General features: G+C 32.6%; 22 protein-coding genes. 3 read left to right on the forward strand and 19 right to left on the reverse strand.

The window, feature by feature from the left end; translation table 11 throughout:
• Positions 1–182: 182 nt before the first annotated feature.
• Complete coding sequence (locus tag MKX53_RS18855; protein WP_340913485.1) at positions 183–782, forward strand: hypothetical protein; 600 nt, start codon at positions 183–185, stop codon at positions 780–782.
• A gap of 151 nt (positions 783–933) precedes the next feature.
• Here MKX53_RS18855 and xerS read toward each other — a convergent pair whose 3' ends face one another.
• Complete coding sequence (xerS, locus tag MKX53_RS18860) at positions 934–2,049, reverse strand: tyrosine recombinase XerS (RefSeq protein ID WP_340913487.1); 1,116 nt, start codon at positions 2,047–2,049, stop codon at positions 934–936.
• Positions 2,050–2,590: 541 nt separating this feature from the next.
• Between xerS and MKX53_RS18865 the strand changes: the two genes are divergently transcribed.
• Positions 2,591–3,907 (forward strand): serine/threonine-protein kinase, encoded by a 1,317-nt coding sequence (locus tag MKX53_RS18865; protein ID WP_340913488.1) that lies wholly within the window; start codon positions 2,591–2,593, stop codon positions 3,905–3,907.
• 771 nt (positions 3,908–4,678) lie between these two features.
• On the opposite strand, the gene MKX53_RS18870 is transcribed toward MKX53_RS18865, so the two are convergent.
• The 10 genes from MKX53_RS18870 to MKX53_RS18915 all read right to left on the reverse strand — a co-directional run bounded on the left by MKX53_RS18870 (position 4,679) and on the right by MKX53_RS18915 (position 12,335).
• On the reverse strand, positions 4,679–4,954 hold the full coding sequence (locus tag MKX53_RS18870; RefSeq protein ID WP_340913491.1) for a hypothetical protein: 276 nt from the start codon (positions 4,952–4,954) through the stop codon (positions 4,679–4,681).
• Positions 4,955–4,980: 26 nt separating this feature from the next.
• The gene (locus MKX53_RS18875) at positions 4,981–5,643 is read right to left on the reverse strand and encodes a response regulator transcription factor (RefSeq protein WP_340913494.1); all 663 of its coding nucleotides are present in this window, start codon (positions 5,641–5,643) and stop codon (positions 4,981–4,983) included.
• A 254-nt stretch (positions 5,644–5,897) separates the two neighbouring features.
• Positions 5,898–6,278 (reverse strand): hypothetical protein, encoded by a 381-nt coding sequence (locus MKX53_RS18880; RefSeq protein ID WP_340913496.1) that lies wholly within the window; start codon positions 6,276–6,278, stop codon positions 5,898–5,900.
• A 1-nt stretch (position 6,279) separates the two neighbouring features.
• A complete protein-coding gene (locus MKX53_RS18885; protein WP_340765838.1) occupies positions 6,280–6,480 on the reverse strand; it encodes a DUF2187 family protein in 201 nt (66 codons plus the stop codon).
• 147 nt (positions 6,481–6,627) lie between these two features.
• The gene (locus MKX53_RS18890; RefSeq protein ID WP_340913497.1) at positions 6,628–8,661 is read right to left on the reverse strand and encodes an ATP-dependent helicase; all 2,034 of its coding nucleotides are present in this window, start codon (positions 8,659–8,661) and stop codon (positions 6,628–6,630) included.
• Positions 8,662–8,732: 71 nt separating this feature from the next.
• Complete coding sequence (locus tag MKX53_RS18895; protein ID WP_340765814.1) at positions 8,733–9,146, reverse strand: hypothetical protein; 414 nt, start codon at positions 9,144–9,146, stop codon at positions 8,733–8,735.
• 59 nt (positions 9,147–9,205) lie between these two features.
• Positions 9,206–9,682 (reverse strand): hypothetical protein, encoded by a 477-nt coding sequence (locus MKX53_RS18900; protein ID WP_340913499.1) that lies wholly within the window; start codon positions 9,680–9,682, stop codon positions 9,206–9,208.
• Positions 9,683–9,711: 29 nt separating this feature from the next.
• Positions 9,712–10,185 (reverse strand): hypothetical protein, encoded by a 474-nt coding sequence (locus MKX53_RS18905; protein WP_340913501.1) that lies wholly within the window; start codon positions 10,183–10,185, stop codon positions 9,712–9,714.
• Between the two features lie 299 nt (positions 10,186–10,484).
• Positions 10,485–11,339 (reverse strand): hypothetical protein, encoded by an 855-nt coding sequence (locus tag MKX53_RS18910; RefSeq protein WP_340913502.1) that lies wholly within the window; start codon positions 11,337–11,339, stop codon positions 10,485–10,487.
• A gap of 123 nt (positions 11,340–11,462) precedes the next feature.
• On the reverse strand, positions 11,463–12,335 hold the full coding sequence (locus MKX53_RS18915; protein WP_340913504.1) for a hypothetical protein: 873 nt from the start codon (positions 12,333–12,335) through the stop codon (positions 11,463–11,465).
• A gap of 204 nt (positions 12,336–12,539) precedes the next feature.
• Between MKX53_RS18915 and MKX53_RS18920 the strand changes: the two genes are divergently transcribed.
• Positions 12,540–12,908, forward strand: a complete 369-nt coding sequence (locus tag MKX53_RS18920) for a hypothetical protein (RefSeq protein WP_340913506.1) — start codon at positions 12,540–12,542, stop codon at positions 12,906–12,908.
• Positions 12,909–13,043: 135 nt separating this feature from the next.
• On the opposite strand, the gene MKX53_RS18925 is transcribed toward MKX53_RS18920, so the two are convergent.
• From MKX53_RS18925 to MKX53_RS18960, 8 genes are all read right to left on the reverse strand, one after another.
• On the reverse strand, positions 13,044–13,742 hold the full coding sequence (locus tag MKX53_RS18925) for a UPF0489 family protein (RefSeq protein ID WP_340913508.1): 699 nt from the start codon (positions 13,740–13,742) through the stop codon (positions 13,044–13,046).
• Between the two features lie 9 nt (positions 13,743–13,751).
• Positions 13,752–13,937, reverse strand: coding sequence for a hypothetical protein (locus tag MKX53_RS18930; protein ID WP_340913510.1), 186 nt, complete (start codon positions 13,935–13,937; stop codon positions 13,752–13,754).
• A gap of 446 nt (positions 13,938–14,383) precedes the next feature.
• Complete coding sequence (locus MKX53_RS18935; protein WP_340913512.1) at positions 14,384–15,391, reverse strand: helix-turn-helix transcriptional regulator; 1,008 nt, start codon at positions 15,389–15,391, stop codon at positions 14,384–14,386.
• A 1-nt stretch (position 15,392) separates the two neighbouring features.
• Positions 15,393–15,743 (reverse strand): DUF6075 family protein, encoded by a 351-nt coding sequence (locus tag MKX53_RS18940; protein WP_340765798.1) that lies wholly within the window; start codon positions 15,741–15,743, stop codon positions 15,393–15,395.
• Between the two features lie 89 nt (positions 15,744–15,832).
• Positions 15,833–16,585, reverse strand: coding sequence for a thermonuclease family protein (locus tag MKX53_RS18945; RefSeq protein ID WP_340913514.1), 753 nt, complete (start codon positions 16,583–16,585; stop codon positions 15,833–15,835).
• A 31-nt stretch (positions 16,586–16,616) separates the two neighbouring features.
• Positions 16,617–17,297 carry a response regulator transcription factor gene (locus MKX53_RS18950; protein ID WP_340765794.1) on the reverse strand — a complete coding sequence of 227 codons (681 nt, stop codon included), beginning with the start codon at positions 17,295–17,297 and terminating at the stop codon, positions 16,617–16,619.
• A 20-nt stretch (positions 17,298–17,317) separates the two neighbouring features.
• Positions 17,318–17,680: a hypothetical protein gene (locus MKX53_RS18955; RefSeq protein WP_340913515.1), complete on the reverse strand. Its 363-nt coding sequence runs from the start codon at positions 17,678–17,680 to the stop codon at positions 17,318–17,320.
• A 41-nt stretch (positions 17,681–17,721) separates the two neighbouring features.
• Positions 17,722–18,390, reverse strand: coding sequence for a hypothetical protein (locus MKX53_RS18960; protein ID WP_340913518.1), 669 nt, complete (start codon positions 18,388–18,390; stop codon positions 17,722–17,724).
• Positions 18,391–18,447: the final 57 nt, after the last annotated feature.

An 18,447-nucleotide genomic window follows, 5' to 3' on the forward strand; every position in this document is an offset into this window, starting at 1 on the left:
CCACCTCAAATTCTATTTGCTTTAATGTAATATATTAATATTTTTTATACGTTAATTATATCGTATAAAAAACCTTTAGTCAAAGGCTTTTCGAACAATCTTTGTTAAATAACTCAGCTTAGCCAAGTTTTAAAGACTATAGAATCTTAGCCGATTATATTTGTATGGGGGATTGGTTTAAGATGAAACGTAAATATATATATATCGGTAGTTTGTTTATAGTCATAGTCTTGTTTGGTTGGATGTTATTTTTTTATGAAGACTATAGTAATTATAGTTATGGCAAGAATAGTTATGAATTTGATGCTCAGTATGGACATAAATATGGATATGACCTAACTGATGCATATGAAGCTTTTGAAGAAGCAAATGGGTTTTGGGATTCAGAGGATTACTTGGAGAAAATTGAAGAGGAAATGTACGCTTTTTTAAAAGAATATAGAGAACAAGGAAAGTATCCTTATGATCAGTTTCCTACTTACACTAGAATACTCATTAAAACTGAGCGGTTTGGTGATGAATCGTCCCTTTGGGTGTTGGAGCATGAAGCTATTGTAAAGGAAAATAATGAACAATTCGAAAATAATATCAAGCTAAAACCTCCATATGTAGGTATGGATGCGAAGTACATTTCGAAAACTTCTTGGGGTCCTCCTACTAGCACTGATTCAGATATTGTTACATATCAGACGCGTGGTTTAATTGCTTATCATTGGATTGAAGGTAAAATACATAGGGTAGCTTATGTTTCAGAGGGAGAAGTATTTAAAGTTAGTTACTGAAGTTTTATATAGTGAAATTATTTATAGTGTTAGAATGTGACAGTGGAATCTTTAACAATGTACTTTTTGAATAAAGTAAAAAGAGCCCTTTCTCAGTAGGACTCTTAAATAACGAGCGATTCATCTGTTGATGTGTCGTTTTTTGATGTCTTTATTCTTTCTGCTCCTTAGATTTATCCATCCGTTGTAATATCTCTCGTTGGTCACTTTGAGAAAGGTTGGTGTATAAAGCAGTTGTTTCGATTGTATTATGTCCTAATTGATCTCGCAATCCAATCATACTACCATCGTTCGCCATCCAACTATTTGCAAAGGAATGACGCAATTTATGGGGGCTAAGTTTTTTTCCTTCTAAATATGATTTTGAGTATTTGCCGATAATCGTTTGTATCGTTTCTACAGCGATTGGGTTTGCTTTTCCGCCATACTTCGTTAGAAACACAAACTTGTTACTATCTTCCGGTTTATATTGTTCCTCTCTCACGTCTAAATAAGCTCGTAGGTCATTGGAAGCGGTGGGGGTGATACTAACTGTATCTAACTTGTTACCCTTCCTTAAAACGCTAATATCATCGTTTTTTAAGTCAATATCCGTTAATAGTAATCCTGCTAATTCATTTACTCGAATACCGCTCCCCAGGAATAAACTGATTATCGCAATATCACGTAACTGGTCGCGTATAAATCGCTTTTGATGGCCAGGGGAAAGAGTGTGTATGTAACTATGTTTAACGTAATCTACTAATCCATCCATTTGTTCTTGTGTAAGTATTGCCGAATTAATTCGTTTTGCTCGTCTTGCTGCAGACTCGGATTTTTTAGGAGTCTTGATCTTCGACATAACATTGCGATAGAAGTAACATTCGCCATCCTCATCTTCACTTTCCTCTGTTAAATAATTAAAAAGGGACTTTAATGATTGGATAAATCGCGTTACGCTAGCCTCTGTGCGAGGGAGGAACACTCCTTTTTGTTTTTCTATCTTTTCTTCGGTTAGCATTTCAATAAAAAACTCCATACTTTTCTTAGGTAGCTTTTCTAACACTTCAATTTTCACATCTTTATTGTCAGTGGCATCGGAGAGTTTTTCAGAACGCAACCAATCAAAGAATCGTTTATAGTCATGCAAATAACCACTGATAGTAGTGGGGGAGTTGCGATTACGTTTCTTGGCCCGAACAAAATCTGTTACATAATCGGGTAGTTCTACTAAAGCACGTTCAATATGTTGTTCTGCTAAAATTACTTTTCTTGTTGGAGCAGGCATAATTACACTTCCTTTAAAAATCATTATAATTAAGTTTAAGCTTAATTGAATTTTAGCTTAATTATAACAGGTTAGTAGAATAGTAGAAAGAGGAGGGGTTATGTGCTAAGTTTGTTAAAGGGCAGCAAAGTTAGGACAAATCGTCCTAACTCTGGTGTCCTGCTTTTGTGGACAACAACTTGTGGACTATAGGTATGAAAATGTTGTTATAGAGCCTTTTGTATTATCCAAATATTCATGTCCTTCTACAGGAATAAAGTAGGATCTCAAAAAGAACACACATATTAATTTTATTTGAAAGAGTCTAAACCACTTATTTTATACATTAACAAGTGGATTATTCTATGTTATGGTCAAAGAGATTTAGTAAATGGTCATCTAATACCTGTATACTGAAAGAGCATAACTACATAAGTTGATGATAAAATCTTTGTTTTTTCTTAAAAAGTAAATAAAATGATTTATATAAGAATTAGTTCAAATTAAGATAAGGTTCGAATGAATTGTTAGTGTAAAAGATTAATTAAGAGGAGTGAAAATTATGTTAAATGAGCTACAATTTGAGGCTGTAATTGGTGAAGGTGCATTTGCACACGTGTCAAGATATGTAGATAAAAATGGTGATAAATACGCTGTAAAGAAATTGAAGAATGAATCTAAAAAGAATGAAATTGATGTAAAAAGATTTAAAAGAGAGATTGATATTTTAAAGGCAGTAACAGGTGAGCCTAATATTGTTCCATTAATAGATTTTAATAAAGAAGAATTGTGGTATATCATGCCTTGTGCAGAACAAAATTTACATAAATATATTACTAAAAATAATCAAGATTTAGATATAGATACTCGTATAAATATTTTTGAGCATATTATTGATGGGATTTCGATTGCGCATTCTAAGAGTATATTACATCGAGATATAACTCCAAATAATATTTTAAGAATAAACGGTGAATGGTATATATGTGATTTTGGTTTAGGCAAAGATTATTCTAAACATACTCAAGGTGGTTATTCTTCAGTTCAAGGATATGGCAGTTTTAATTATGCAGCACCAGAACAAGTAGATAATTTAAAAGATGCTAATATACAGAGCGATATTTATTCTTTGGGGAAAATACTATACTTTATCCTTACAGGAAGAGAACCAAGGGATATAAGTGATGTTCCAACATATAAATTCATCATCAAAGGAGCAGCTTCTGAAAGAATAGAGGATAGATATGAAAATGTGTCAGTTTTAAAAAAGGAATTACTTAAACATCAAGAGTTGTATTCAAAATTGAATAACCAAAATATAGAGAAAAATACAGTGAGAGAATATTTAAGTAAAGAAAATCCTATTGACTCGAATGAACTTTATGAAGTAATTATGAAATCAAATATATACGATCATGTTTATTACGATTTTATAGAGCCTATAATAAACTATTTCGAAACAATTAGTAAAATATCAAGTTTTGTATTATTTATTGGGGAAGATAAAGCTTTAGAATTTGTAAAATTATTTATTGTAAATATTAATAAATGTTACGAGCAAGTCGGGTGGCCATTCAGTTCTTTAAACTCATTTGGTTATTTCTTAAATAGATTTTACAAGGCAACACCTCAAAGTACAGCATGTCAATTAGAATGTTTGAAAGAAATTTGGGAGTTAGCTGCGTGTCATGATCAATGGGCTATACAGGATTTATTTATTGATATTCTATCTGGCAATCAAATACCCGAAGAAATAGCAGAGGATTTTGCTTTTCATATTTTACACTTAGGTAAGTCTTTTATTAAAATGGATAAGTTGAATGTAGGTAGAATTCATTCAGAAATTATCGTAAGAGCAATCCAGTCTCTAAGAGGATAACTATGGATAGTTAATCGAATAATATATCTATTCACTTGTGATGTAAGGATTATAAATTCAATATATAACGAAGTGAATTTAATAAGTAACATTAAACAATTTAAAACCACCTATCTAATTTTAGTGATAGGTGGTTACTGTATTTTATCAGAGCAAAATTATAGATGCACTATTCTTTTTCCATTTTCATTTTTCAATACTTCATTGCGAAGGACCCCAAATGGTTTGTATCGTTTGACCTACCATCGCTAATACTTCTTTTTTTAGGATATTATCTTGAGCATTGACATATTATCTACTCACTTTCTTAAATTTTTTATTGGATTTCTGATATTTCATCTTTAATGTAAAGTGATAGTTTATCCTCGGGAAGTGTATAAGCTGAAGCAGAATTGACAACGTATACTCTTGCTTTACCTCTAGTAATTTTTCCGTTTACTTCTAGCTTGTTCAAAGGATACATCAGATAATTTGAGAAATGTTGGTGGACCTTGAACGGAACGATTATTTGTGTAAGTAACATTAATGGTTTTTTGATTTACTCCTGTAATAATTCCGATATTTCCATCTTTAGATTCCACAATCTTTCCAGGTAATACATTTTAAAAAGTAAGGGCATTTGAGTCATTAATTGAATAAGTAATTTGTGGAAATATACCTATAGCTAATATTTCTGTCATTGCTTTTTTAGCATTTTCTAATAGTTCCTCATTTCAGTATATTTTATTGATCTACAATTATATTTAAACTAAATTAGTATTAAGCGTAAACTTAATTATTAAAATTTTTTTTAAGTTCATAGAGTAGTAATTTCATCCCCTCTTGACTTACAAAGAATTCTGGTAGGAGTTCAATTAAATTTTCGGATTTTTTTCCTGTTACTGCACAACTTGTTTTATAAGGTTGGATTACAATCATATCAGAGGATAGAAATATCTCAACCTGTGGATTTTTTGTATCAATAGTATAATGTCTTTTTAATATTTTCTTTGGAATACGTAATTTTCCATCCTTACTTAATCTTAGAATCTTTCCAGTAAATTTCATGAAAATCTCCATTTCTTGTTCGTAGATTAAATAGCAACCCATCCTTCTTTAATCGCTAGTATGACAGCTTGTGTTCTGTCATTAACTTTCAACTTTACGAAGATATTAGACATATGATTTTGAACTGTTTTTTCCGATATCGTTAAACTCTCTGCAATCTTTTTATTGTTACTTCCTAATACTAAGTTTTCTAATATCTCGTATTCCCTTTTGGTTAATATATTACGAGGGTCTCTTACTTTCCTCTTGGATGTTGTGAAATCGTCTAGGGTACGTAATTTGAAAAATTCTTGAATTACAATATTTGTTACAAATGGGTCGAAAAAATTGAAACCATTATCGACTGTTTGCATTGCATGCAATAATGAATCGAAACCGGATGATTTTAACACTATTCCTTTAACGCCTACACGTATTATTTCTTTTACATGGTAATCTTCTATTTCATTTGCAGTTACAATGATCTTTGCGAATGGATACTCATACATTAAGTACTCAATGCTTTCTATGCTTTGTTGAAAGTTATCACCTATCCCTAATACGAACAAGTTAGGAAAATATTTTCTGTATAAACAACTTATTTCAGTTACAGGTATGTCCTCGGGAACAATAACTATCCCTTGCTCCGTTAAATTGGTACTTAGAAGATTTCTGTAAACAGTGTCTTGCTCTACAATAACTGTATTCAAACTACCACAACCCCTTCTTTAATTGTTTGCGATTAAGTCTTTTAAAATAGAAGTGTCAACCGCCAGATAACAAAAATAACGCTTAATAAACCAAGCACTCTAAAAACAATTGTCTTGAGAACGGAAAATACTTTCCAGGCTAGATATATACCAATGATATAGAAAACAATTGTTACCAAATCATTCAACACTTAATACCTCCCTAATATTTATTAACTAATATAATATAATGATATGTTATAAATGTTAATATGTCAAACAGTTAGTCCAAAACTATTTATTCTCTTATTTTTATGGTTAATTTGAAATTCGCTGTAGGATTCATCTAACCAATTTAACAGGACATCAGCTAGTGACTCTTTGGTTTTTGGAATACTATTTGTCAAACTGTTGTTAGGAATAACAACTTGGATAGCCGTATTTAGCTTAAATAGATTACTTTTACTGTCTGTATTTTGGTAAGTACCAATATACGGCTTAGCATGTCTCCAGAAATTTTCTTCAAATGCTATATGCAATGGAAATAGCAGCAATTTATCAGTCAAATAATTTAAAAATAGTGATTCACCTATGGAAATATAAACACTGACAACGTTGCATTGTTTAAGGTCTTCCTGTAGCTCTACATAATACATATCAAGATACCACGCTAACCTTTTTATAATTTACGACTGTACGGTCGTTATCTAGCGAGAGAAATAATTGGTCATATAAGGAGACCTCCACAACTACTGATTTTTCCAATACTGATATCACTAAGCCTTCAATTAATTTCCCTTTCCTCTCAAACGCCACTATGTTTCCAATAGCTGCTACTACCTGTATTTGTTTTTTCATCCCGTATCGACTCCCTTTTAAAAAATAAAAAAGCACCCAAATAAATTAGCATTAGCTAGTTTATCAGGGTACTCCTGGTTGAATATATTTAGTTCACAAATGAATTTATGATACTATTCTATCACTTAATCTATCATCTTTCCATTTTCATGTGGCAATTAATAATCCTTCTTCAATAAATCGAGAAGGCTCTACCTCTTTATCACGATGTCGTTTCGGAGCCGAGATATACAAAGATTCTTTTGCTCTCGTAACACATACATAAGCTAACCGACGTTCCTCTTCTAATGCTTCAAGCGGTTCTAAAGGTGAATCTTCTCTCTTTTTCGTATCAAGTGATGAAGCATGTGGTAGGATTCCTTCAGACCAACCAATAGCATACACGACTTGAAATTCTAATCCTTTAGACGCGTGAATAGTCATAAGACGAACTGCCTCTATATCAGGAATTTTTCTTAACTCTTCCATCTCTCTATTCTTATCTTCTACTCGTTGAATAAAGGAAAGAAATGATTGCGTATTAGCAAACCCTCTAGAAGCCTGTTCAAATTCATCCAAGATTTCTGCAATAACCTCTTTGTGAATGCTAATCGTCTTTCTTCCATCGACTTCTAATTGACTATCGTAGCCGATAACTCCTTTACGGATCTCTCTTATAGCTTGTGGAGCTGTCATTTCTTTTAAATCGTGTAAGGCATCCACTTTTTCAAGTAACTTCCGTTGTTGAAAACCACTCTTTTTATCAGCTAATCTTTTTAGTGCTTGATTAACGAAGTCATTTGGCAAGTTCCCCAAATAAGGGCCAGCCACCTCATCAATCGTCTTTTGCATATCCGCTTTACTAATATAAAAGACGGGTGCTGCTTCAATCATAGCATCAACATCCAGCGGATTATTAACCACTCGTAATAATGCTAAAATGGGACGGATAAATGTATTCTGATAGAAGGATTCGTTTGATTTTCCATAAGTAACGAATGGAATATCTGCTAATATCAATCTATCGAATATAGCCCTCCCTGTAGCATGCGTTCGATAAATAATCGCAATGTTTTTTAAGGAAGTACCATCTAACTGCTTATCTTTAATTTGCGATATTATTTGATTTGCCTCTTCCTCACTATTTTCAGGAGTCGAATAGTATATAGGTATAGGTTGCGATTTTACCACTTGCAAGGTTTTCTTAATCTGCTTGGTATTCGCATGGATAATGTTATTTCCAAACCCCACAATAGAAGGGACGGATCGATAGTTAATATCCATAATAACGCGAATACTGTTGGGATAGAATTTGTCGAAATCCACCATATAGCGATAACTAGCACTTCTAAAACTATAAATGGTTTGTGAATCATCTCCTACTACGCACAAATTGTTATATGGCTCTGCTAGTAGTCGAATAATTTCATATTGAACGTAGGACGTATCTTGAAACTCATCACACAGAATATATTTAAACTTCTCCTGGTATATTTCCAATACACTCGGTTCATACGTAAATAGATAATAGGTTTCTAGCAACATATCATCAAAGTCATATAAATTCTGTTCGTCTTTCATTTTCTCATATGCTGCATATACATCTTTCAACTCTTTCATAATCGGAGTGGAAATATCGACTTGTGCCGGACGAATCATTTGATTCTTCCAGTTAGAAATAATACTAGCTAATGTTTCAGCTGAGTATTCATCTTGAAGTCCCATTCTCTTTAAAATAGATTTTAGCATAATATGTTTTCTTCGTTCAGACGATAACACGCTAAAATCATATCCTTGTTCTCGCAAAATACGTAAGCATACAGAATGATAAGTACCAGAGGCAACTTCTCTACTTGCTTGTCGGGTGATACCTGGTATACGAGCTAATCTTTCCACCATCTCCACACTTGCTTTCTTAGTGAAGGTAACAAGTAATATGGAAGAGGGATCTACTTTAGCGGTATGAATCATGTAACCGATTCTACAAGTAAGTGCAGTGGTTTTACCTGCTCCTGCACCTGCTATTAGTAGCACGGGACCGTTCACTGTAGAAACAGCTTCTTTTTGAGAAGGATTAAGGGATATTCCGTAATCTGAAAGTAATTGAAAATAGTATTCAGAGTCTCTATTCGTTTCATTTGGTATATATATATCTGCTAATGGAGCAGTTTTTTCAAAAGATTTTTCTAAAGTTGTATACATATATTTTTCTCCTTTTAAAAACAAGACCAATAGAAACTATATTGATCTTGTTTTTTGTATTATATTAATCTCTATTCCTCATTAGGGAATAGATCATTGAATGTTGCCTCTAGTATAGCTAATCTTCTATTTCGTTCCATTTCCGTTTCATTTTTAGGATGTTGTGGAAAGGATACAATAGACGTTTTCTCTGTTTGTGATTCAATAACATTAATGTTCTTTTCTAGCCATAAATTAATTATTTTTAACTCATTTTCTTTATCTGCATCTAATTCAATGCTTTTTGAGTGAGTAATTACCGTCTGGATAATAGTTGTATAATTTCCGCCTGATCTCTTGAAAGAATTGTACCATTCTAACATGAGTTTATTGAATTCATTATAAGTTAAGTCCCCTACTTCTATTTCACTGTTTAGATATTTTTCAAATAAACTAGGAAATTTCGACTCTACGCTACCCGCTGATAGTTCTATTCTGTTTTTCATAAGCTACTTCCTCCAAATACAGTATTGTAAATATACATCTCTCTTTAGATGACTAGGAATTAATAATTTCCGTCATTTGTGATTAATTTTCCCTCCGCATTGTATAAATACAATTGGTTTGCATTTCGTAAGGCACGATACGCTTCTCTGAAAGATACCGGCATATGAAAGTACTCCTCCAAGCCCGATAAAAAATCATAAGTTGCAGCTATACGTGATTTATTAGAGAGTTCTTTAAATGCTGATAAGTCAATTCCAAAAAAATCGAGTGAAGTAACATCTAAAATTTCCTCGTCATCTTCATCAAATTCATTAGTTGGTAGACAAACATAGAAGTAATTTCCCTCTGAATTTCCACCCCAAATTGTAAATTCTTCTTGTTCACCGCTTATACGATTAAGTAAAGTAAGATTGCCAACTTCACAACAATCTTCCCATTCCTCATAAACGGAAGTATTCAACACGGTATAAACATGTTTGTCGGTAATGGTATAAACATTCTCCAATTCTAATTGATTCTCCTGTGTTGTTGTCATTGTAAAAACACCCTTTCTCAAAGTTTTTATTAAGCTTCCTTTACTTGTTGGAACAAAGTATATTCTGCTGAATAGACTGCTCCATGTAGTAAGGCAAGTTCCTCTTGTTCCCTAGCGGATACATAGCAATGTTTATCTTCACAATGCACCAAACTAGCTGTTAATACGGGACTAAGTGTGTTCAATCGGAAAAATGAATCTGTTAAATATGGATTGTAACTAACCCCCATATCAAGTTCAGATGGTTTTTCCCCATTAACTCCCAAAATAGTTCCACGGACTACTGCATGTACTTGTTTTTGATTTTTTCTAATAGTTAATTGACGGCCACTTTCAGAAATGATGAATACACAATTCGATAAAGTAACCTTCGAACAATGCGCCAGAACCTTTTTGGTAATTGCTGATCGAATGCTGTAACCATTATTAATATTCAAATTCCGGTACACTTCTACTTCTTCTCCAAAACGGATGGTTCTCCCTTTGTACGATTTGAAAATCATCTCACTCACTCCATTCACTTTTTTATTCTTTTATCCGATAACTAAAAAAACCTTTTAGGAATGCGGAAAAAACAAAAAAAGCCATTGGGGGTTTTGTTTTCTCATAGCAAATAAATGCTAAGATCACAAAATGCCCAAAGGCTTTTAAATGTTCATCACCGCAGAACCTAAAAGGTTTGCCTAAAAATTAAAATAAAAGAATATACCCCTATTTTACATTAATTTAAAGGGTTCATCAATAATAGAAAGAAATTAAAAGTAGACAAGGAATATAGCATTTTTATAACGAGATTATGCTATTATCCAAGAATGGCTACTATTTGATTTCTTCGTTCTTTTACTTCTTTGATCTGTCCTTCGTTCATACTACTGCCATCAAGCACAGAATCAGCTAAATCATATTCCTCTAGTGCTAAATCATATCTACCCATTGCACAATATATATCACCTTTTCGAGAATATGTTGAGGAATGCCAGGAAATATCCCATTTACTGCGTTCTTTAGCGAGTCTTGTATATAATTGTAAAGCTACGTGGTATTCTGATTCTTCATATAACAAATGAGCATAGATTTCTTGAAGTGTTTCTTTTGTTTCTTTAATAGGGTTAATATCGTCTAGGGAATTAAATGCTTCAGTTCCTTCATATGTGTATCCATAAAAAATTTCTTGAACTTCTTTTAAATAATCAAAACATTTTTCAATTACTTGTCTCTCTAATTGAGATTTTGGTTTCTTATTTTCAGTTAAGTCAAATATCGATTTTGTTCTTAATTCGAGCATATCTTCATTTTCGTGTTGTAAGAAAGACACAAAAAATTTATATATATGTATCCAATCACGTTCCTCATAATATCCTTTATAACCTTTTCCGAAGTAAACGTGTAACTGTTTAAAGATTTCCCTTCTACTGCTTGAAGATTGCCAAAAGTCTTCATTCTCAGGATTTTTTTCGTCGAGATAGTGGCATACTGCATTTATACTAAGAGCACTAACTCTTTTCTTGTAATTTGTTAAGTCCTTTTTAAGCTGATTTTTCTCTTTTATATCTAGACATATATTTATTTTCTGCTTTATTTCATTTATGCTTCCTTCTATTTTGTTTATTTCGTTTATTTCGTTTGCGTATTTAGTGACAAACTTTATATCGTTCAATTTAAACAAGCCCCTTTTTTAATTGAATTTTATCATTATGTCTTTTTTAAAAATTACATGAAACCAGTGTGTTCATCAATAAAAGTTGCGAATTTTAGAGGGATATTTCTTTTTGGAGACATATCACCTAGATGATTGTATAGTCACTAAATAGTGATTTTCAAAGTATAAATATCCTCGATCATAAACCCATTGTTCGTTCACTCCGTATGCGGTTTGCGTTTTATTAATTGATTTTGGCTTGCCCCATGAAGTTTCTAATACCTCTTCATCAGTCATTCCAATACTAGGGCTACTAGAACTTTTAGCGATACTATTACTTTCAGAGTAAACTGTTCTCCAAGCCTCCTCAGTTAAACTCGCAATAAGTTCCTCTTGAATTTCTCCACTCATTCTACCGGTATACGATGGACTAATTACACTAGCTAATTTTTCTTTTTGTTCGATAGTATCCTTATTATAACTAATTAAATAAAGTGCAAAGTTATATAATGCAATTGCATCATTTGATTTATGAATAAATTCATTTTCTTCAAAAATTTTAATTGCTTTGCCACGTTCATTATCTCTAATATTTCTTTCCATTTCATCTTGGAAAAAATCTCTTTGTTCATTTCTAAAGTTATACATTAGTTTTTCAGTGTTATCGCTGATTAATTTAGTACTAGATATGTCATTAAGATTAGAGTTAATATAATCAATATTTTTTTCCGTAATTAATTTATCTACAAATTCATTTCCAAGTACATTAAACTTACCAATCTCTGATTCATCCAAATTAGAATCGTCAATACTATTTATTCTTACTAAAAATTTATCGTATTCATTTGCTATTAATAAATCTTCTAACTCTTTAAGTTCATTTTCTGTATTTATTTCTGTATCTTTTTCAAATTCTTCTATCGTATCTATACCACTCTCAACATTTTCACTGTTACAAGCTGATAAGATTAATAAGATAGACAATCCTATTCCGCTAAAATTAACCTTCTTCATTTCTACCTACTCCTTATTCTATATGTGATTCTATAGTACCATTACCTTTTACCTTTTGATAGGGTTATTCAATATCGTTGTGCTGGAGTGAACACTTCATGTAGTATTTCATTAAATGACTAAATTGGTTTAAATCTAGTTATCCATAAATTGTATGGAAGTTCTTGTTCTTATACATATAATGAAGGAAAGGAGAGGATGAATATGCCTGATATAACCAAAGAAGCATATGAACATTTCGAAAGAGTAATTTACAACCCTTTGCTGATAATTGTATTGGAAAAAGATATAGATTCAATGCAGCACTTACCTTTTAAGTTTCGGAATATATATGTAAACCTTTTGAAACGTGCACTCAAACAGATGAAACGAGATTTAAAGGAATCCTCAATTTATTTAGTTCGGCACAATATGCGTTTAGTACGAGATAAACCCGGTCTGGAATCTACGAAATACACGCTTATAAGTATGGGATATGAAGAACATCTTACGTATGCAAACGAGGAGATCAAGAAAAAATCAGAAGAAATGTTAAGCAGCTATTTAATGGAGCGTAATACAGCGGAAAAATAGCTAGATGCAGGATTAATCTCATAGGCTATGTTAATAGGTTAAGTTTGTGTAGAAAAAAGAGCTTGGAGAATGTGATGTGCTCCCAATTGTTGAATACTCTATATTAAACTATATAAAATTCTCCAAGTCTCCAACTCAAAAGTCGTCCCATGAAAGTGATTTTGCTAAATCAATATCAAATACATCAACAAAAATATCTAATAAATGATTAGATGCTTCTTCACCACCACAACATTCAGGAGATAGAGCCACAGTAATTAACTCCCACTTATATACTTCTTTAAGATAAGTTAAGGAATTGAACACTTCATTATCGGACATTAATTTAGGTTTCCCACCATAAAAGTTCTCTTCATTAAAAAAATCTAAGTCTAGGTTAAGAATTAAAGAGTTATCATTTACATAGGGTTCTACTTGTCCATCTTCAACACTGTTTTTGAATTGAGACATTGACCTAACTCTTAAACCCTTATATGTTCTCCCCTTTACAAAATCAGTTGCCCACTCCTCAAATGGTTCATTGTAAAAGTCAGACACATAAATAATATTATCAATTGTTGCTCTGCCGAAAGCAGGCCAAATGAATGTGTCATAAGTTATATGATTTTCTGTAAATTCTTTTAAAGTTGATAACTCATTGATCTCTAAATACTCGGGATTGTCTTGTAAAACAAATGGGCAGTCATCTAGGTGAGCATCTACATGAATTAATGTAGCGTTCGGATTAATAATTGATTTTTCTCTAGCAAGTTCCCATATATAAAAAGCCCACTTATGATTGTCCATTAAGTAAATATTTTTTTCAGGAAAGAATATTTTATTTCCATCTTTCATTTTTTCACCTCATGTTTTAGTTTCAGCGTGATTGTCTTCAGATACTTCTTCAATAGCTATTGGACTTACCATCTCTTTATATAATTCGAAACAAGAGTCGCAGTAGATGGAATTTTCCCATTCTGTATATACCTCATCTTTAATTCTGTGGTGACACGTATGACAAATGATTAAATTGTGTACAGTTGTTTTCATTTTAAACCTCCTTTTCAAAACAATTTTTAAAGTTTAGAAAGTTAATTTTCTTTCCTAATTCTCTTTCTTTTAACCAATTCAAACATTCCCCTTTATGTAAAATACTTATGCAATTGAGACAAATTTCGCTCATCTAACTAAGCCCTCCTAGTTTCGGAAAATTCTTAACGACATTGTAGTTATTTTTGCAAAAAGTCTTGTAATAGTGTGACATTTATTTATCTTCCTTATCACATTTTAAGGAGGAACAAAGAATGATAAAAATTAAGATTGAGTTGCAGGTCAAAAAACAGAAAAAAAAGAGAGTTAAGAAACCTATTAAGACTTCAAGGCTGGATCAAGTATTAAAATTGTCAAAAATATTGATACACATCGTAAGGTGGTGTTCCCTTTTAATTCATTCTTTATACTTGTAATTAGAGTGCTTTAATTCTATTTGGGTAGGATCAATCGATTCTACCTGAATCATTGTATCTGCGTTGAATAAATTCCTGTATCGCTTGTTCCACTAATTCGTTTGTCGTTGTCTGTTCTTTTTTAGCGAACTTATGAAGTGTATCTAACATAGATACAGGCAAATCTACCGAGGTTTTCCGATATCCGCTAACGAATATCCATTCATCTTCTTCAAAAAGGATATTACCTGCTCCACCTTCTAAAAAAGATTGTATGATGGTTACGCTTAGTGCTGCAGGAACAGAATCCTTTACTTGAAGGGGTCCAGACTTTACGGATAATGCTATATGTTCTTCATGTTCACGTAACCGAATGTTTTCAATTCCACGTTTTCTGTACATAAAGTCTAAGAATACATAGGATAGTTCATTGTCTTTTGGCAAGATGAAATCAGTATATCCCGATGCTTTTAAAGATGGTCGGTGAATAGGGTAAACAGGTGTAAACATAAATTGTTTTATCGCTACAGTATAAGGAATCCAGGTATGAGAGGAAGAATAAAAACCCCATTCCCTATCTGCATTGCGAACAACACGAGTTTCGCCACGTTGAGTTGAAGTGAAAAGCTGATATAAAGTAATATCTAAAGTAGAATCATAAAACTCAGAGCGAACCCCACGAGTTGGAGCAGTTCTTTCTATCTCTTCTTTTATCCAGAGAAGTGTTTCCTCGGGTATCACGTACCGAATACGTTCATCCCCGTATGGCACTTTATGAACCATTAATTCATTATCTTCTATTAACTGATAAATTTTCTGTTGTGAAATGGCCAGCTCTTTACTTACTTCCGAAGTAGAATAACCTTCCACTTTTTCTGCTTTTCTTTGTTCGACCAGGGCATCTACTTCTTCTTTATAGTACCTCGCCTCACGCATAGCATGGTGAGGATCAGGTACCTTTCTGATTTTGTTTTGTTTTGCATAATGATATACAGTTACCTTTGCAATCCCTAACAAATCGGCTACTTGTTTCCGTGTGTAATAATCTGTTTGGTTCATGTTAGTTCACACCGTACTTTCTTATATAGATTGCTGACATCGCTATTTGATAATTATCTTCGTTAAGTTCAATTAAGTCGAGAACTGTTACTTGATAGTTGTTGTTGAACAAATGGCCAGTGAGTTTAGCTAAGATTAATTCTTCCTGAGTAAATTCCTCATGCGCAAACATCTCTTCAGCATGAAATCCATCGTTTATATCGAAGTAAGGGGAAACCTTTTTAAAAATCTTTTCCGAACTTGTCATGATATAGAGAGTTGATAGATAGTACACATCATTTTGCTGAGATTGATTTAATTGATAAAGTTGATTATGGAACCTATTAGAATGTTCATCATCTCTATAAATCATATTTGGGATACCTCGCTAATTTATTTTCTAAAATATTATGATGAAATTTACTTGAAGTGCTGCCAAAAAACATCTAAATTTCAAAGGCTTTATGGAGTAAAACCTTTTTCAGAAGTTGCATAATCTTCTATTGACCAGATACCTATACCTTTTTCTTTTGCTCTTCCTTCAGCTGCCTTTATTTCATCTAAATGTCTTGTATTAGGCGCGTTGATGTATCTTACCATAACAAGACCTTCTTCAGCTAAGGTGGTCTGCAATAGCTTACCATCTATTGAAATGTACAAAAGGGCCCTATCGTAGTGATCAAACCTAGATCCAATATCGAAGGAAGCCTTTATCGTTTTAGCGTTATTTAAGAGCTCTTTCGCTCTGTCTCGTGCTTCTTTTGAATATGGTTGAGGTTTACCGGAATTTCTATCTTTTAACTCGGAGGAATCTACCAATAATAGCCGTGTATTCAGGGTCTTTCCTACATTGTCACTGTCACCCTCTAAAAACCTTACCTTCAATGTGTCGCCATCATAGTTGGAAATATACTCCACTTCGTATTCTTCTACTGAGCCATTTGAGTGTGTTATCTCCCTAGTTTCGTTGGTTTCCGATGAAGTGTCAGTTGTTCCACTTAACCACTCACTCAGTTTATTGGAACCATCTTCTATAAGTCCTTCAGCAGTTTCCTTCCCTTCTTGCTTTACCTTATCGACGGTTTCATTTACAGCTTTATTTATTTCCGATTCTACTTTATCAGTAACCGCTTTAGTAATTTCTTCTTCGGTCACCTGTTCGGAGCAGCCGACTAATAGACTGACTAAAACTAATATCCCACATATTTTCTTCATCTATTTCACCATATCCTATCGTTTATTTCTGCTAGAGATTGTTATTTAGATCCACCCAACCATTCTTTATTGCTTTAATAACTGCTTGAGTTCTATCTTTAACTTCCATCTTGAGAAGAATACTAGATACATGATTTTTAACGGTTTTATCGGAAATTTTCATTGTCTCGGCTATCAAATTATTACTTTTCCCTTCCGCCAGCAATTGTATTACGATACATTCTTTTGGAGTTAGTAAATGAAAAGGCTTGCGAATTTCTAACTGAATAAACGTATTAGTCCCATGTATATTTAAACTTTCTTTGTAATCGGGCAATATCAGTTCGGAAATATATAAAGGAACATAAGCTTGTCCTTTGCCAACTGAAGATATAGCTTGAATTAGTTCCTCTGGGGAAATCTGTTGCTGTGTAAATCCAATTACACCAACTCTAATCAATTTTTTTAATGTGGAGATAGTAAAGCTATCAGATATAACTAAGAAATGAGTACTTGGATAGTTTTCTCTCATACTACGAATCATTTCTATTTCGTATATATTAAGACGCTCACACTGCAATAAAACAGTATCAATCCGATATGTACTGACAAGCTGTTCGAGTTCATGTATTTTACCCGTAGCAATTAGTTCTATGTTGTTTTGAGAATTTAATACGCTTTTAATCCCTTCCATTAGGACCATATGTAAGTTAATAGTAATTAGTTTAGTCATGTGATGTATTCCTCAATTCTTTATATTGTTAAATCCTTATGATACATACAGGCTATTGTATCTCCAAATGCAACTTCATATTGTAATGATGGTTTATGAGTAATTTTTGTAACGATGCCTTTCTTTTTTAAAAAATCGAGTAGATAGTTATAATTCAATACATCATTTTCATCTAAACTGTCCGGATCTACACGAACGGAATCCCCGATTTCGTATGGCACAATCTCATGTTCTATGTAAGGAGTTTCATCTAAAGCTAATTCATTTTCTTCGTATTTAACATTTATATTTTCTTCGGGTACTATCATATCTGAGACTTCGTCAGTTACTAATGCTATGTTTTGCGGTGCTTCAAATAGAGATAGTTGTTCCAATTCCTCCATGACGGTACCACCTTTCCTTTGTGTTAAATGAATTTTATAGATTAGAAGATTTTAGAAATAATAGATTTAAATAGTACGTGCATAGATATTAATAATGTCATTAGTGACTTTTGTAACCCTATGACTTCTGGTTTTTCTGTTCCTATCACCATATTTAAAACTTGGTTTTCCATTAAAAATATTTCTGATAGTTCCTCAGGACAATGTCCGAAATATTCTATTCCTTTTTGTGTTCTTAAAAGAGCATCCTCAACCGTCATTAACACCCAGTCATACTGGTCTCTAACTTCTTTGAAATAAAATTCTCTTCCCTCATGCAAAACACTGTATTCAGAAGTTGAAAAAATAGTCTCCCCTTTATAATTAATGTTTCTGACCCACACTTTTTCATCTCTTGAGAGGAGAGCAATCTTCTTTTTACTACCAGCTCTAAATGACATAGGACCATCAAATAATTTAGGGTCAAACGTCTCCAAAAATGCAAAGCAACCAGACCAAACTGTATCATCTATTTTTGGTTTCGTTATTTCTGTTTTTCTAGGTAGTGTTAAATTGGAGCTATCTATATCGGTAACTTCAATATTCAGGAAGGGTAAACTGTGACAAAAGTGTTTTGTTGGGTAAGCTAATGTACTGCAATTATAAGGCTTTGTATAGAATCCATCGTTATCAAATCGAATTACGTTTACATAATCTAGAGACTGATTCATTATTTTAAAAATCCCCCTTTCAACATTATTTAACTAACCAAAGCTTTATACTTTTTT

It is taken from the genome of Psychrobacillus sp. FSL K6-4615, assembly GCF_038008225.1.
GTDB classification, from domain to species: Bacteria; Bacillota; Bacilli; order Bacillales_A; family Planococcaceae; genus Psychrobacillus; species Psychrobacillus psychrotolerans.